Source organism: Stenotrophomonas sp. Bg11-02 (genome assembly GCF_002836635.1).
Classification (GTDB): domain Bacteria; phylum Pseudomonadota; class Gammaproteobacteria; order Xanthomonadales; family Xanthomonadaceae; genus Stenotrophomonas; species Stenotrophomonas lacuserhaii.
On the sequence record NZ_PJAY01000002.1, the window covers coordinates 1 to 15,112 of the forward strand.

At 65.8% G+C, this 15,112-nt stretch carries 12 protein-coding genes; 7 read left to right on the plus strand and 5 right to left on the minus strand.

The genetic code is table 11. The features are described from left to right. Positions 1-145: 145 nt before the first annotated feature. From CXG43_RS00150 to CXG43_RS00165, 4 genes are all read left to right on the plus strand, one after another. The gene (locus CXG43_RS00150) at positions 146-754 is read left to right on the plus strand and encodes an ion channel (protein WP_101116141.1); all 609 of its coding nucleotides are present in this window, start codon (positions 146-148) and stop codon (positions 752-754) included. Positions 755-1,005: 251 nt separating this feature from the next. Next, on the plus strand, positions 1,006-3,390 hold the full coding sequence (locus CXG43_RS00155; protein WP_101098183.1) for a winged helix-turn-helix domain-containing protein: 2,385 nt from the start codon (positions 1,006-1,008) through the stop codon (positions 3,388-3,390). A gap of 125 nt (positions 3,391-3,515) precedes the next feature. Beyond that, positions 3,516-4,415 carry a helix-turn-helix transcriptional regulator gene (locus CXG43_RS00160; protein ID WP_057509181.1) on the plus strand — a complete coding sequence of 300 codons (900 nt, stop codon included), beginning with the start codon at positions 3,516-3,518 and terminating at the stop codon, positions 4,413-4,415. 48 nt (positions 4,416-4,463) lie between these two features. Further along, positions 4,464-7,301 (plus strand): TonB-dependent receptor, encoded by a 2,838-nt coding sequence (locus CXG43_RS00165; RefSeq protein ID WP_101098184.1) that lies wholly within the window; start codon positions 4,464-4,466, stop codon positions 7,299-7,301. Between the two features lie 302 nt (positions 7,302-7,603). Here the strand turns inward: CXG43_RS00165 and CXG43_RS00170 are convergent, their stop codons facing one another. Continuing rightward, a complete protein-coding gene (locus CXG43_RS00170) occupies positions 7,604-8,731 on the minus strand; it encodes an HDOD domain-containing protein (RefSeq protein ID WP_101098185.1) in 1,128 nt (375 codons plus the stop codon). A gap of 150 nt (positions 8,732-8,881) precedes the next feature. Next, the gene (gene ppa / locus CXG43_RS00175; protein WP_042614993.1) at positions 8,882-9,418 is read right to left on the minus strand and encodes an inorganic diphosphatase; all 537 of its coding nucleotides are present in this window, start codon (positions 9,416-9,418) and stop codon (positions 8,882-8,884) included. 156 nt (positions 9,419-9,574) lie between these two features. Here ppa and CXG43_RS18980 point away from each other — a divergent pair, with 156 nt between their 5' ends. Both CXG43_RS18980 and CXG43_RS00185 read left to right on the plus strand, forming a co-directional pair. After that, positions 9,575-10,123, plus strand: a complete 549-nt coding sequence (locus tag CXG43_RS18980; protein ID WP_157825014.1) for a hypothetical protein — start codon at positions 9,575-9,577, stop codon at positions 10,121-10,123. After that, positions 10,120-10,572: a hypothetical protein gene (locus tag CXG43_RS00185; RefSeq protein WP_232767501.1), complete on the plus strand. Its 453-nt coding sequence runs from the start codon at positions 10,120-10,122 to the stop codon at positions 10,570-10,572. Before CXG43_RS18980 ends, CXG43_RS00185 begins: the two co-directional genes overlap by 4 nt. A 10-nt stretch (positions 10,573-10,582) precedes the next feature. Here the strand turns inward: CXG43_RS00185 and CXG43_RS00190 are convergent, their stop codons facing one another. Both CXG43_RS00190 and CXG43_RS00195 read right to left on the minus strand, forming a co-directional pair. Continuing rightward, entirely contained in the window at positions 10,583-10,840 is a 258-nt protein-coding gene (locus CXG43_RS00190) for a DUF2789 domain-containing protein (protein ID WP_101098188.1), read from the minus strand. Positions 10,841-10,939: 99 nt separating this feature from the next. After that, positions 10,940-12,967 carry a sodium-translocating pyrophosphatase gene (locus tag CXG43_RS00195; protein WP_101098189.1) on the minus strand — a complete coding sequence of 676 codons (2,028 nt, stop codon included), beginning with the start codon at positions 12,965-12,967 and terminating at the stop codon, positions 10,940-10,942. A 241-nt stretch (positions 12,968-13,208) separates the two neighbouring features. Here CXG43_RS00195 and CXG43_RS00200 point away from each other — a divergent pair, with 241 nt between their 5' ends. Then, positions 13,209-13,712 (plus strand): hypothetical protein, encoded by a 504-nt coding sequence (locus CXG43_RS00200; RefSeq protein WP_101098190.1) that lies wholly within the window; start codon positions 13,209-13,211, stop codon positions 13,710-13,712. Between the two features lie 42 nt (positions 13,713-13,754). Here CXG43_RS00200 and CXG43_RS00205 read toward each other — a convergent pair whose 3' ends face one another. Beyond that, entirely contained in the window at positions 13,755-15,011 is a 1,257-nt protein-coding gene (locus tag CXG43_RS00205) for a 6-phosphofructokinase (protein ID WP_101098191.1), read from the minus strand. Positions 15,012-15,112: the final 101 nt, after the last annotated feature.

The window sequence follows — 15,112 nt, forward strand, 5'->3', positions numbered from 1 at the left end:
CAATCGCATCGCAGTCGAAGTGTATCGTGCGAAGTCCTGACCAGACCAAGAGATTGATACGCGCTAGTATATTTTTTTTCAAGCAGAGGCCGGCATACGAGGTGCTCAGGCGTCTCGTGGGCTCGGAGATGTGTAGAAGAGACCGGTGCAGTTGCTGGGCGTGCTGGTGTATCCGGCAATGGATGACACCGCGGCGGGGCGGGCGGCAGTGGGCACCTTCGGCATCGCCGTGCTCGGGCTCGCCCTGTGGGTGGTGCAGCGCAGCCCGCTGGGCACCTGGCTTGCGTTGTTGCTGGCCATTCCCTCGGTGGTGTTTTCCATCGCCGCGGTGCTGTTGGGCAAGACCGGGTTGGGCACCACGGCGCAGCTGCTGGAAAGCCTGCTGTACTTCTATACCGCCGGTGCGTTGATCGCCTACATGCTGCAGGACCATAAAGTCACCCGCGACGAACTGTTTGCTGCAGGCGCCACCTTTACCCTGCTAGCGTGGGCGTTCGCGTTTGCGTTTTCGGTCTGCGAGCAGTGGTATCCAGGGAGTTTCCTGGCCACCAGCGATGCAGAATTCCGCACTTGGATGGAGCTGCTTTATCTCAGCTTCAGCTTACTGTCCGGGGTGGGGCTCAGCGACGTGGTGCCGGTGCACCCCCAGGCACGCGCATTGGTAATGCTGGCGCAGTTCTGCGGGGTCATGTACGTGGCCCTGGTGGTATCGCGACTGGTCGGCCTGACCATGCTTGAGCACCGACAAAAATGAATGGCAGATAAAAAAATCGCGCCCCGGAAGGCGCGAAGAGTGAAACTGATTATCTGAATACGTGGGCGAGAGAGTGCCTGATGTCCGCCGCAGCATGTGCGGTTAACTCTCATAGGCTAGTATTCGCGCGCTTCGATTCATTTGCGTTATGGGTTCATGCTGTTTGCAGAGTCTGGCTGTTCGCGATTGCACCTCCCGGTCATTCACGCGCGCCTGGCTGGCATCCCGCCTGCCGCCCGCGTTCGAGATAGATGACCATCAGCAACAGCCCTTTCCATGATGCAGATATCCTGCGCATCGGCGAATGCACCGTGACCTTGTCGTCACGTGAAGTGCAGGTGCCCGGCGCGCGGCGACTTCGCAGGCTCACCCCGAAGGCGGTGGGCGTGCTGCGCGTGCTCGTCCGCAGCAATGGGCGCGTGGTGACCCGGGATGAGTTGTTCGCCGAGGTGTGGCCGGACACGCTTCCCACCAATGATGTGCTGACCCAGGCCGTGACCCAGCTGCGCAAGGCCTTCACCGCCGACAGCGAGGACGGTCCTGCCTACATCGAGACGATCGCCAAGACCGGCTACCGCCTGCGGGTAGCGGTGACTGCGGTAGACCCGGTTGAACGGTCCGCCCTGCCGGCGGGCGAAGCGCCAACGCCAACGCCGCCGCCGGTGCAGCCGCCCGCTGGCAGGGATGTGGACGTAGACGCAGACAACCACGTGGACCTGGCCATGCACATGGACAAGGACATGGGCGCCACCCACACGCCCGCCGAGCCCCTGCTGCTGGCGCCGATACGGCCCCGCAGTGCCTGGCGACGCGTCCGGCGCTGGGTGCTGCTGGGCGTGGGTCTGTCCATGCTGCTGGCGCTGGGCGTGATGGCCTGGCTGCTGCTGCATCGGGATACGTCACCCTCGGCAGTCGACGCGGCGGTGGAAAACGGCACGCGGGTGATCGGCAGTCCGCAGCGCCCGTATCGACTCATCACCGCCAGTGCGGGCTTTGAAACCTATCCCACGCTGTCGCCGGATGGCTCGCAGGTAGCGTACGAAGCCAGTGAAGAAGACGGCAGCGGCCAGATCAAGGTGCAGACCTCCGGCAACGCGCCGGCGCGCAATCTGGTGGACCGTCCGGACGGGGCGGTGGACCGCTTCCCGAACTGGTCCCCGGACGGCCGCGAGATCGCCTTCGCGCGCTTCTCCGGCGACGGTCGCTGCGAAGTGCTGATCGCCAGCGCGACCGGCGGCAACGTGCGCGAGGCCACGCGCTGCGACGGTACCGAACTGCTCAGTTTCGACTGGACGCCGGACGGCAGCGGGCTGGTGTTCGGCAGCATGGTGGGTACCTACGCCCACCGTGGGATCCGGGTACTGGACCTTGCCAGCGGGCGGTGGCGTGCGTTGACCTATGCCGCGCACAAGGACGACTTCGATTACGCCCCGCGTATTTCCCCGGACGGGCGCTGGCTGGTGTTCGTGCGCAACCCGCAGGTCGGTGACCTGTGGCGGATGCCGGCCGAAGGCGGGCCGCTTGAGCAGCTGACCGACGACGCGGCCGAGTTCCGTGGCTGGGCCTGGCTGGGTGACAGCCGGCAGATCGTGTTCGGTCGCCGGGTGGACAGCGAAGCGCGCCTGTACCAGTTGGACACCGAGGCACGCACGCTGCGCGACCTCGGCCTGGACGACGCACAGTGGCCGGCGGTGGCGCGCTCGACGAACTTCCTGGCCTTCGTCCATCGCAAGGCACAGTTCGGGCTGTACAAGGTGCCGGTGAAGGACCCTGCGCGGGCACAGCGGCTGTTCGCCTCCAGCGGCCGCGACAGCCAGCCCATGCTGGCACCGGACGACCGGCAGATGGTGTTCGCTTCAGACCGTTCCGGCAGCTACGCCCTGTGGTGGGCCGACCTGCAGCAGCCGCAATCCCTGCGCCCCATCGAGGGACTGCGGCCGGATACCCGGCAGCCACCGGCATGGTCGGCCGACAGCCGCCACCTGCTGGTACTGGGCCGTGATGACCAGGGCGAGCCCCACGTCTACGAGATCACTCCGCGCGATGAACAGCTGAGCGTGGTGCCGGTGCCGGTGGCGCGCCCATTGCAGGCCTTGTACCTGGATGATCCGGATCGTTTGCTGGTCATAGAGCGGGGCGACGACCAGCGCACCCGCATGAGTCTGTACGACCGGCGCGACTGGCAGCGACTGGCGACCTTGTACGGCGTGTCCCAGGCGCGCTTTGACAGTGAGCGGCGACGCGTGGTCTTCACCCAGCTGGGCGCCAGTGGACTGTGGTCGGTGGATGCATCACTGTCGCCGGCCAGCGTCCAGCAGCTGAGCGCCGACAAGCCCTCGCGCTGGCGCTACCGCGCATGGTCGGTGGCCGGCGGCGGCCGCGTCGACTATCTGGATGAATCCAGCCAGTGCAGCTCCGGCCTGCTGCGCATCGCCGATGGCGTCGAGGCGGTTTCGCGTTGCCTGGATGCGTCTCGGCTCAGTGCCGGCAATGGATTGAGCAGCAGCGTTGACGGGAATGACGTGTATGTGTCGCTCGCCGTGTCCGACGGTGCCGACATCGGCGTGATGGCGCTGCCCGAACGCCCGGCAGAAGTCTTCCCTGCTTTCGTCAACTCATTGAAAATAAAGCCATAAATGGTTTCGTAAGTTTTTCGTGCGGACATCGTGTCGATTTCGTCGCGAAGTCGTCGCAACGTCCTGACCGCTGACGCCTGATTTGGCAAAACGGACACCCTGTATTGGTAAATACGTGGTGCTCCATGCGTCAGCTCTCCCTGGCCGATCGCGGTCAAACGATCTCCCTCGACAAGTCGCCCGATGACGCGACGCCGATCTGCCTGAGCGTGGCCCGGCTGGGCAGCCTGCAGACCGCCGGCAGCTGCTTCACCGTGTGGATCCAGGTCCGCGGCAGTGCCTGGGTGGAGGCCAAGGAGGGTCGCTTCCGGATGCGCCGTGGGGAGTGGATCGCCTTCGAGAAGGAATCGCGTCCGCTGGTCCAGGCCGGCCGCAGTGGCCTGTGCATCGGCCTGGCGCTGAATGCCGATGCCATGCGCATGTTGATGGAACTTGCCGATTGCGGCCTGTATGCCGGCCGTGGCCTGATGAAGCAGGCCGAGCTGCGGGTTGCCCTGCGCCTGTGGCGCGATGCGCTGGACAGTGGCCTGCCGGCGCAGGCGCTGCGCCCGATGCTGCTGCACCTTGCATCGCTGCAGCGCACGATGGCCGGCACCGTGCAGCGTTGCCCGGGCCGCTCGCGCAGCCGCAAGCGCCAGGTGTTCGGTCGCATGCAGCGCGCCCGACTGTATCTGGAAGGCAACAGCCACCGCGTGGTGCGCATCGGCGAACTGGCCGAACTGACCAACTTCTCCAGCTGGTACCTGTCCAAGACCTTCCAGAGCCTGTACGAAGAAAGCCCGCAGGCACTGTCGGCACGGCTGCGGCTGGAGCGCGCGGCCGACCTGCTGCGCGATACCGACATGATGATCGGCGAAGTCGCTTCTGCCAGTGGCTTTGACAACTGCTGCAGCTTCGCCAGGGCATTCCGTGCCCGTTTCGGCACGTCTGCGTCGCATTATCGTGAAAGCGCCGCCAAGCTGTCGCCACACTCGGCAAAGTCTCTCGCTGCATCACGCAAACCAAGGATCGCAACACAATCGTAACGTTTGATGGCGTTTTTAACACGCCACTAACGTACCTTGGAGAGAGACATGAATTTCCGTACCCCCGCCGTGCGGCTGGGCATGCTGCCGGCCGGCATTGCGCTGGCGCTGAGCCCGAGCTTCGCCTCGGCGCAGGAAGCCGCAGCAGGCACCACCGACCTGGATCGCATCTCGGTCACCGGCTCGCGCATCCGCGCGGCCAACGTTGAAACCCAGCAGCCGATCCTGACGCTGAGCCGCGAGAGCCTGGAAAAGCAGGGCTTCTCTTCGGTCGCCGACGTGCTGAACAACCTGACCTCGGCCGGTTCCCCGGCGATCTCCCGTTCGGAGTCGCTGGCTTCGGGTGAGAACGTGGGCGGCTACTATGTCGACATCCGCAACCTGGGCGCTGAGCGCACCCTGGTGCTGATGAACGGCAAGCGCCTGGGCGCGACCACCTCGGGCCTGCAGGATCTGAGCCAGATCCCGATGGGCGCCGTCGAGCGCATCGAAGTGCTGAAGGATGGCGCGTCCGCCATCTACGGTTCCGACGCGATCGCCGCCGTGGTCAACGTGATTACCCGCAAGAACGTGGAAGGTGGCGAAGCCACCGCCTACTTCGGCCAGTACGGCGAAGGTGACGGCAACACCGAACAGTACTCGATGACCCTGGGTGCTACCGGCGAGCGCGGCAGCCTGACCCTGTCGGCTGAATACAACAAGGCCGATCCGGTCTTCGCCAAGGACCGTTGGTACAGCAAGGACGGCAACCTGGGTCCGAACTCGACCCCGGCGTCCTGGAGCGCACTGAGCCAGAACGGCAGCTGGTGCAACCCGACCATCTACAACTGCGGCAGCGCCTCGGCCGTGTGGCAGACCCTGAACGCTGGTGGCGATCCGCTGAATGCGGCCGATTACCACCCGCTGACCCAGAATGAGTGGGCCAACGCCAATCAGCAGATGACCGCGCTGACCGGCGTGGAGCGCAAGTCCGTCTACATCAACGGCACCTACGACTTCACCGACTCGATCAGCCTCAATACCGACCTGCTGTACAACGAGCGCAACACGTTCCAGCAGATCGCCGGTTATCCGTACCAGTCGCGCAGCTTCCTCACCCCGCTGTCCGGTGACAGCGTCTACAACCCCCTGGGCCAGGACGTTGATTTCCGTCGTCGCCTGTGGGAAGTGCCGCGCACCACCGAAAGCCAGCTGAAGACCACGCGCTTCGCACCGACTGTCAGTGGCTTCTTCGATTTCGCGGGCAAGACCTTTGACTGGGACGTCGGCGCGCTCTTCAACCGCAACGAATCGATCGTCACCAGCCATGGCGATGCCAGCCTGATCGCCAGCGAACAGGCCCTGGGCCCGTCGTTCATCAACAGCGCCGGCGTAGCCACCTGCGGCACTGCGGCCGACCCGATCACCAACGGCTGCGTGCCGTGGAACCCGCTGCTGCCGTACGGCGTCGCGGGCGCAGGCTCCCTGGCTGACCCAGCGTTGCAGGAGTTCCTGTTCCCGACCTTCACCACCCGTGGCGAGACCAAGACCACCAGCTTCACCGCCAACCTGGCCGGTTCCATCGTGACCATGCCGGCCGGTGACCTCGGCTTTGCCGTGGGCGTGGAGCACCGCAAGGAAGAAGGCACGTTCGTGCCGGATGCCTTCGCGCAGTCGGGCATGTCGACCGGCCTCGGCCAGAAGCCGACCCGCGGCGAGTACGAGCTGGACGAGGCCTATCTCGAGCTGAACGTGCCGATCCTCTCGGATATGCCGTTCGCCAAGGAACTGTCGCTGAACATGGCGACCCGTTACTCGGATTACAGCAACTTCGGCGACACCCTCAACAGCAAGTTCGGCGTGACCTGGCGTCCGATCGACGAACTGCTGGTCCGTGGTACCTACGCCGAGGGCTTCCGCGCTCCGACGATCAGCGATCTGTACGGTGGCCTGAGCTCGAGCTTTGAACGCTACATCGATCCGTGCGGTGTCACCGCGCCGGGCAGTGTTGCCGGCAATGCTGCCTGCTCCGCCGCCGGCGTGCCGGCCAACTACGTGCAGCTGGGCCAGGGCGGCAATCCCTGCACCACCCTGCCGTGTGCCACCAACGACCAGTTCATCTCGGGTGCCAATCCGAACCTGAGCCCGGAAACCTCCAAGAGCACGACCGCAGGTCTGGTCTGGAGCCCGCGTTGGGTGCAGGGCCTGGACATCTCGCTGGATTGGTACAAGTACGAAATCAGCGACATGATCATCGCCGACAGCGTCGACCGCATCCTGCGTGACTGCTACGTGCTCGGCAATTCCTCGCGTTGCGCCAGCGTGGTTCGTGGTCCGGCCGGCAACATCACCGCGCTGACCTACGGCACCGCCAACCTGGGCAAGGTGGAAACGCAGGGCTACGACCTGGGTGTGAAGTATCGTCTGCCGGAAATGGCGATCGGTAACTTCAGCATCGACTGGCAGACCAGCTACCTGTCCTCCTACGATGAAGAAGGCCAGAACAGCGCCGGTGACACCATCACCATCGGTCAGGTCGGTACTCCGGGCCTGTTCCGCGTCCGTTCCAACGCCACCGTGGGTTGGACCAAGGGTGACTTCGGCGTCAACTGGACCGCGCGTTACTACTCGGGCATGGCCGAAGACTGCATCGACATCGGCTGCACCGATCCGGATCGTTACCAGAATGGTGAAGCAGCGCCGATCCGCAAGACCGGTTCGAACACCTTCCACGATCTGCAGGTCAGCTACACCGCACCGTGGGACGCCACCATCGCAGTTGGCGCGAACAACGTGTTCGACCACCGCGGCGCATTGCAGTACTCGGCTCCGAACAGCGCCTTCGCCTACTACGGCGGTTTCGATGTCGGTCGCTTCCTCTACATGAAGTACACCCAGCGCTTCTGATCCATCGAAGCACTGATGCGTAAGTGAAAAGGGGCGGACCGCAAGGTCCGCCCCTTTTCTTTGTCTGCGAAGGAAACCGGTAGCGCCGAGCCATGCTGGGCGGTTGCCTGTCATGTCCCCTAACACGCTCCGCCGACCACCGTAGGCGTGTCGAAGGCGGGGCAGGGTGACTGTGCAGGAACCGTCTTCTCGCATGGATGCGAAAAGCGAGCTTACAGGGACTTACTTGCGGCGTGTCCTGCACAGTCACCCCGTCCCGCCTACCCAATGACAACGCGGGCCTCAGCCTTCCGCGATGGCGATCAGGCGTCCGCCGGTGACAATCCCATCAACGCATTGGCGTGCTCGCGCCATTCCGGCAGCTTGTGCAGCACGTTGGCGCGCTGCAGGTAGTCTTCGTCCACCGCTTCGCCGTTGACCAGTGCCAGCGCCACGTGCACCGCGCCGGTCACCCAGAAACTGCGGGTGTTCGAGCGCTGCGGCTGCAGGTGGAAGCCGACCGCCTCGACGATCGGCATCGGCAGGCCCCACAAGCCGAGCAGATAAGCGCCCGCTTCGGCATGTCCCGGACGGCCATCGTCGGTGCCTGCAGCGGCCGGTTCAGTGCGTTCGTTGCGTACCCCCGGCAGCAACAGGCCGATGTCGGCCAGCAGCGCAGCGGTGGATCCCAGTTCGGCGCTGGATGCCGGCAACAGGCGCGCGGCAAGCCGCGAAGCGAGCAGCGCGCGCTGCTGCAGCGCATTGCGTTCGGCCGCCGACAGCGTGGAGGCGGAAAAGACCTCGCTGGCCAGAACCAGGTCACGCAGCGTGGACAGGCCCAGGCGGGTCACCGCCGTACGCAGGTCGGAGATGGTGCGGCCGCTGCTGAAGAAGGCCGAGTTGGACAGCTGCAGCACCTTGGCGGCGATCGCCGGGTCGGCCGCCACCAGCTTGGCGACCTCGTTGCTGTCGGCGTCGTCGTCACGTTCCAGCGCGCGGGTCAGGCTCATGTAGAGATGCGGCGGGGAAGGCAGCTTCTCGATGCGGCCGATGGCATCGCGCAGGCGCGGGCTGTCCAGCAGTTCGCGCAGCTCTTCCAGGCTGCTCAGCGCCTCAAGCAGCACCTCCGGCGCCAGCGGCAGCGGCAGGAAACGATGGGCAATGCCGATCAAGCGCGCCGGCGGCGGGCGGTTGCCCTGCTGGGCATCGATCAGCGCCACGCGGATGGTTTCCGGGCGCAGGGTGCGGATCTGCCCCAGCAGCGTGGTGGCATCCATGTCCGGCAGGTAAGGGCTGACGATCACCGCATCCAGCGATGATGCCGCTACGGCCGCCATCGCGGCATGGCCGTCGACAACGGTGGTGGTATGCCATTCTTCCCCAAGATCGGCAATGAATTCGCTCAGCTCAGCCGGCAGGCTGGCCTCGTCCCCAACAAACAGAATGCGCACGACACGTTCCCCTTGCGGACCATGGCACGGCCATGGTCGATGTGAAGTGTCGCAATTTAACCGATTCGGCGTGACGAGAGATGTGCCACAAGGCCGAAAACCGCGAACTGCACCGCCCTGGCGGGGAGGCCAGGGCGACGGACGGAAGGCTCAGGCCTTGCCGTCGAGGTAACGCTGGTGGGCTTCGACCAGGATCGCCTTGGCTTCGGCAGCGCCGGCCCAGCCGTCCAGCTTGACCCACTTGCCCTTCTCCAGGTCCTTGTAATGCTCGAAGAAGTGGCCGATGCGCTCCAGCCAGTGGCTGGACACCTGGGCGATGTCTTCCACGTGGGCGTAGCCGCTGAACACCTTGGAGATCGGCACGGCCAGGATCTTCTCGTCGCTGCCGGCTTCATCGCTCATCTTCAGCACACCCACCGGACGGCAGCGCACCACCGAACCGGGGATCAGCGGCAGCGGCAGCACCACCAGCACGTCGGCCGGGTCGCCATCGCCACACAGGGTGCTCGGCACGTAGCCGTAGTTGCAGGGGTAGCGCATCGGGGTGGAGAGGATGCGGTCGACGAAGATCGCGCCGGTGTCCTTGTCCACTTCGTACTTCACCGGCTCGGAATCCTTCGGGATCTCGATGATGACGTTGATTTCTTCCGGCGGGTTCTTGCCGGGGGAGACGAGTTCCAGACCCATGGGTGTACTCCGGTTGTGGGGCGAAAAAAGAAGACCATTTTATGCGTTTGCCCGGCAGCGTGCTGCGGCATGCCCGCGACCGGCACCACGAGGTTCTCTGATGGAGCGCCCGGCCGCGCAGGGGGAGGATGGATACACCTGCCGAAGGGGTGATTCATGTTTTTCTTCAATGACTTGAAGGTACGTTCCGGGCGTCCCGTGAGGTGGGCAATCAGCAGCCTGCTGGTGGTCGCCGGCATCGCCGTTGCTGCGGATGGGCCGCTGGCGCCCCGATCACCGGGGCCGGCGACCTTCATCGATCTGGTCGACCATCCGGCCCCGGAGGCCAACTGGGACCGGTTCCATGCCCTGGAGGACCATCTGGCCGGTGCCTTCCACATGGCATGTGGCGAAGGGGCCTGCCTGCCCCGGCGATTCCTGTGGCCGATGCAGCTGCGCTGTTCGGTCCGGGTGGCCGACGCCACGGTCGCGGCGTGCGTCTGGGTCATCGCCGGCAGCGATCTGCAGGTGCGCGCGGCAGGCAGCATCGACCCCGACGTGGTGGTCTGGCGTTGCGTGCTGCCGCTCGGCGACGCCGTCGCAGTGGACGCCTTCCACGCAGCGCTGGAGGTGGACGATCCGCTGGCGGTTCGGCTGCCCGGCGCGGCCGAAAGCCTGCGGCAGGGCGTTGCGCGGTGCCTGGCCAAGCAGGGGGCCGCCTCATGATCATCGCCGGAATGCTGCTGCTTGCGGCTGCACCGCTCGCCGCGGGCAGCCATGTCGATGCACGGGATTACCCCAGCGCGGGCGCGGGCGAGGCGGCCTTCGCGGTGATGGAACGCGCGCTGGTGCGCGGCTTCGATTACATCTGCGGCGACACCTTCTGCGAAGGCGACTACGGCAACCTGCGTGCCCTGCAGCTGCGCTGTGCAGTCTCCCGCGATGGCGGCACGGTCGCCGCATGTCTGTGGAGCTTTGCCGGCAGCCATGCCTCGGTCGGATCCTTTGATCCGAAGCCTTCGGTGGATGCGCGGACCTGGGGCTGCCGCCTGCCGGTGGTGCCGGGTACATCGCTGGCGGCCCTGCTGGAGCGCCTGCGCGGGCCGGACGCGCTGGATACGCCATTGCCCGGCACGGATGTCAGCAGTTACCAGGCGCTGACCGACTGCCTCTGAGCGCTGCGGCTCAGGCCGGATTCGCCTGCGCGGTGGCGTCGCTGTGCAGTGCTTCGTTCAACTCATCCACCACGATCGCCCAGTCGTTGTCCGACTTCAGCGACTCGGCCAGGAAATGACGCTGCCCTTCGCTCCAGAACGAGGCCGTGGTGACCTTGGTCTGCGCCGGCAGCTGGTGCTGCAGGATGAAGGCGGCGATGTCCGCTTCACCGGCGTCCAGGCCGAGCTGCAGGAACAGGTTGGTCATGTTCGGTTCGGTGGTGATCATCGTATCGCTGCATCTGCTGGGAAAGGTCACCGCCATTATGCCGGGACCCTGCGCGGGCGCGATGTGATGGATGTGCCCATCCCATCGCGCCCGCCGCTGTCAGAGCAGTGGCACCAGCAGCAGTGCCACGATGTTGATGATCTTGATAAGCGGATTGATCGCCGGTCCTGCGGTGTCCTTGTAGGGGTCGCCCACGGTGTCGCCGGTCACCGCGGCCTTGTGCGCTTCGCTGCCCTTGCCGCCGAAATTGCCATCCTCGATGTACTTCTTGGCGTTGTCCCACGCGCCGCCGCCGGTGGTCATCGAGATGGCCACGAACAGTCCGGTGACGATGGTGCCGATCAACAACCCGCCGAGCGCGCGCGGTCCCAGCAGCAGGCCGACCACCACCGGCACGGCGACCGGCAGCAGGGACGGGACGATCATTTCGCGGATCGCAGAACGGGTCAGCATGTCCACCGCGCGGTGGTACTGCGGCTTGCCGGTGCCTTCCATGATGCCTGGGATCTCGCGGAACTGGCGGCGGACTTCTTCCACCACCGCGCCTGCCGCGCGGCCTACCGCTTCCATCGCCATCGCACCGAACAGGTAGGGAATCAACCCGCCGATCAGCAGGCCGATGATCACCTCATGGTCGGACAGGTCGAAGCGGAACTCGATGCCCGGATTGGCCGCCTGCAGGTTGTGCGTGTAATCGGCGAACAGCACCAGCGCAGCCAGCGCCGCCGAGCCGATCGCATAGCCCTTGGTGACCGCCTTGGTGGTGTTGCCGACGGCATCCAGCGGATCGGTGATGGCGCGGATTTCTGGCGGCAGGTCGGCCATTTCGGCGATGCCACCGGCGTTGTCGGTGATCGGGCCGTAGGCATCCAGCGCGACGATCATGCCGGCCATCGACAGCATCGCGGTGGCCGCGATGGCAATGCCGTACAACCCGGCCAGCGCATGCGCGCCCCAGATCGCCACGCATACAGCGATCACTGGCAGCGCGGTGGACTTCATCGAGATCCCCAGCCCGGCGATGATGTTGGTGCCATGGCCGGTGGTGGACGCCTGCGCCACGTGCTGCACCGGCTTGTACTGGGTGCCGGTGTAGTACTCGGTGATCCACACGATCAGCCCGGTCAGCACCAGGCCGATCAGGGCGCAGCCGTACAGCGCGTAGGGGCCGAATACATTGTCATCCATCAATGCGGTGGTGACTGGATAGAAAGCGATCGCCGCCAGCACGCCGGACACGATCACCCCCTTGTACAGCGCGCCCATGATCGATCCGCCCGGCTTCACCTTGACGAACAGCGCACCGATGATCGAGGCGATGATCGACACCCCGCCCAGCACCAGCGGATACAGCACCGCGTTGCGTCCGGCTTCGGCGATCATCAGGCTGCCCAGCAGCATCGTGGCGATCACCGTCACCGCGTAGGTCTCGAACAGGTCGGCGGCCATGCCGGCGCAGTCGCCGACGTTGTCACCGACGTTGTCGGCGATGACGGCGGGATTGCGCGGATCATCCTCGGGAATGCCGGCTTCCACCTTGCCGACCAGATCGGCGCCGACGTCCGCGCCCTTGGTGAAGATGCCGCCGCCGAGGCGCGCGAAGATCGAGATCAGCGAGGAGCCGAAGGCCAGCCCGACCAGTGCATGCAGGGCCTGCGCCACGTCCAGGCCGAGCCGCAGCAGGATGGCGTAGTAGCCGGCCACGCCCAGCAGTCCCAGCCCGACCACCAGCATGCCGGTGATCGCACCGCCGCGGAACGCCACGTCCATCGCCGCGCTGATGCCATGCCGCGCCGCTTCGGCGGTGCGCACGTTGGCGCGTACCGAGACGTTCATGCCGATGTAGCCGGCGGCACCGGACAGTACCGCGCCGATGGCGAAGCCGATCGCGGTGTACCAGCTCAGGAAGATCCCGACCAGCACGAACAGCACCGCCCCGGCGATGCCGATGGTCAGGTACTGGCGGTTGAGGTACGCACGGGCACCTTCCTGGATCGCGCCGGCGATCTCGGCCATGCGTGCATTGCCACTGGGTTGGCGCAGGATCCAGCGCGCCGAGACGATTCCGAACAGGATTGCGATGACGGCGCACAGCAGCGCCAATGACAGCCCGTGACGTTCCAGCATGACCTCTCCCGATGTGGATGAAAGACATCCAGCGGTGGTGAACTTCACCACGAGGGGGACGACGGGCTGCAGCCTTGTAACCAACCCGTAACTGACCGTGATGGTCGTCCGACGTATGGCGGTGTTCAGCATTCCCTGGTGGCCGCAGTATGCGGTCCGGGGCCAGCAGGCGCCAGCGCCTTTGCGCGCGGTTAAGCCAGGCTCTGCGACCGTGCGGCCATTACTGTCGTGGAGAACACCGATGCGCCTGCCTGTATTGATGATGGCCCTGCTGGCCCCGGCGCTGCCGGCGCTGGCGGTGGAAACGCCCGAGCTGCAGCGTGCGGTGGGCGCCGCCCAGGCGGTCGGCGCGGTGCATACCTTGCGCCAGATTCCCGAAGCCTGCGCGCGGCTTGAAGGCACCTTCACCGGTGATGCGGCGCAGCCCTACCGCTTCGCACCGGTACGCACCAGCGAGCAGTGCCAGCCGCGGGCGCGCTTCGTCGATTACGCCAAGGCGCAGCCGAGCGAGGCCAAGGGCTGGAAGCTCAACGACGTGATCCGGGTGCCGTCGGCGGCGTGTCCGGCCCAGCAGGCCGTGGTGCGGGTGTGGCGGCTGCCGGTGGCGCCGACCACCGAACGCGACGGCCAAGGCCAGTCGCGCATCTATCTGGAAGACGCCAAGAAGCAGGCCAGCAGCGGCACGATCCCGAAGGTGACGATGTTCGCCGCGCAGCTGCAGATGGAAGGCAAGGCCTGCCAGTAGCATGGGGAGCGCCGGACCCTGCCCGGCGCCGCCGTCGGCGCGTCAGGCTTCGAAGGGCTCCAGCTTTTTCTTGACCGCGACATTCTTCAGTGTGACGTACTTCGGCAGCCCGTCCGGCCCGTAGGGCAGGGGGGCTTCGCCCTTGATCAGCGGCTGCAGGTAGGCCCGGGCCTTTTCGGTGATGCCGAAACCGTCCTTGCGGATGAAGCTGGCCGGCATCTTCTTCTCATGGTTGGCGATCTTCGCCAGCGGCGCCGATTCGATCTTCCAGCGGTAGGGCTTGTCGCTGCTGCGCACGATCACCGGCATTACCCCGTTGTGGCCGGCCAGCGCCAACCGCACCGCCGCCTTGCCCACCGCCTGCGCCTGGTCCCAGTCGGTCCGGGAGGCGATGTGGCGTGCCGAGCGCTGCAGGTAGTCAGGCACGGTCCAGTGCACCTTCAGGCCTAGCTGGTCCTTGACCCGGCCGGCCAGGTGCGCGGCCACGCCGCCGAGCTGGGTGTGGCCGAAAGAATCCTTGCTGCCGCCGGCATCGGCGACGAAGGTCCCATCGGCCGTGGCGATGCCTTCGGAGGCCACCACCACGCAGTAGCCCACCTGTTCGACCACTGCGCTTACCTTGGCCAGGAAGGCTGCTTCGTCATAGGCGCGTTCCGGCAGCAGGATCACCTGCGGGGCCTCGTCCGGGTTCGTACCGGCCAATCCGCCTGCCGCTGCCAGCCAGCCGGCGTGGCGGCCCATCGCTTCGTAGATGAACACGCGGGTGGAGGTCTCGGCCATGGCGGCCACGTCCAGCGCCGCCTCGCGAACCGATACCGCGGTGTACTTGGCCGCCGAGCCGAAGCCGGGGCAGGTATCGGTCACGGCCAGGTCGTTGTCGATGGTCTTGGGCACGCCGATGCAGCTCAGCTCGACCCCGCGCTCGCGCGCCAGTTCGGACACCTTCAACGCGGTATCGGCCGAATCATTGCCGCCGTTGTACAGGAACCAGCGCACGCCATGGGCCTGCAGCACCTGCAGCAGCCGGTCGTAACGGGCTGCATCCTGTTGCAGGGATTTGAGCTTGTAACGGCAGGACCCGAACGCGCCGCCGGGCGTGTGGGCCAGCGCCCGGATGGCACTGATCGGCTCGCGCGAGGTATCGATAAGGTCTTCGCGCAGCGCGCCGAGGATGCCGTTGCGTGCGGCAAGCACCTTGACACCACGTGCGCGGGCTTCCTGGATCACCGCCGAAGCGGTGGCATTGATGACGGCGGTGACGCCACCTGACTGGGCGTAGAGCAGGGTGCCTGGGCGCATCGGAACCTCGTGTCGGGACAGGGACATTGCAGGGACATTACCCGGATGCGGTAAAGTGCGGGTATTGCGGTGCAGCGATACCGGTCCGTCCGGACGCCGTG

Excerpts from the sequence above, each read along its gene's own strand:
- CXG43_RS00155 (WP_101098183.1), top strand. The coding sequence starts at position 1,006 with ATGACCATCAGCAACAGCCCTTTCCATGATGCAGATATCCTGCGCATC.
- CXG43_RS00160 (WP_057509181.1), top strand. The coding sequence starts at position 3,516 with ATGCGTCAGCTCTCCCTGGCCGATCGCGGTCAAACGATCTCCCTCGAC.
- CXG43_RS00165 (WP_101098184.1), top strand. The coding sequence starts at position 4,464 with ATGAATTTCCGTACCCCCGCCGTGCGGCTGGGCATGCTGCCGGCCGGC.
- ppa (WP_042614993.1), bottom strand. The coding sequence starts at position 9,418 with ATGGGTCTGGAACTCGTCTCCCCCGGCAAGAACCCGCCGGAAGAAATC.
- CXG43_RS18980 (WP_157825014.1), top strand. The coding sequence starts at position 9,575 with ATGTTTTTCTTCAATGACTTGAAGGTACGTTCCGGGCGTCCCGTGAGG.
- CXG43_RS00185 (WP_232767501.1), top strand. The coding sequence starts at position 10,120 with ATGATCATCGCCGGAATGCTGCTGCTTGCGGCTGCACCGCTCGCCGCG.
- CXG43_RS00190 (WP_101098188.1), bottom strand. The coding sequence starts at position 10,840 with ATGATCACCACCGAACCGAACATGACCAACCTGTTCCTGCAGCTCGGC.
- CXG43_RS00195 (WP_101098189.1), bottom strand. The coding sequence starts at position 12,967 with ATGCTGGAACGTCACGGGCTGTCATTGGCGCTGCTGTGCGCCGTCATC.
- CXG43_RS00200 (WP_101098190.1), top strand. The coding sequence starts at position 13,209 with ATGCGCCTGCCTGTATTGATGATGGCCCTGCTGGCCCCGGCGCTGCCG.
- CXG43_RS00205 (WP_101098191.1), bottom strand. The coding sequence starts at position 15,011 with ATGCGCCCAGGCACCCTGCTCTACGCCCAGTCAGGTGGCGTCACCGCC.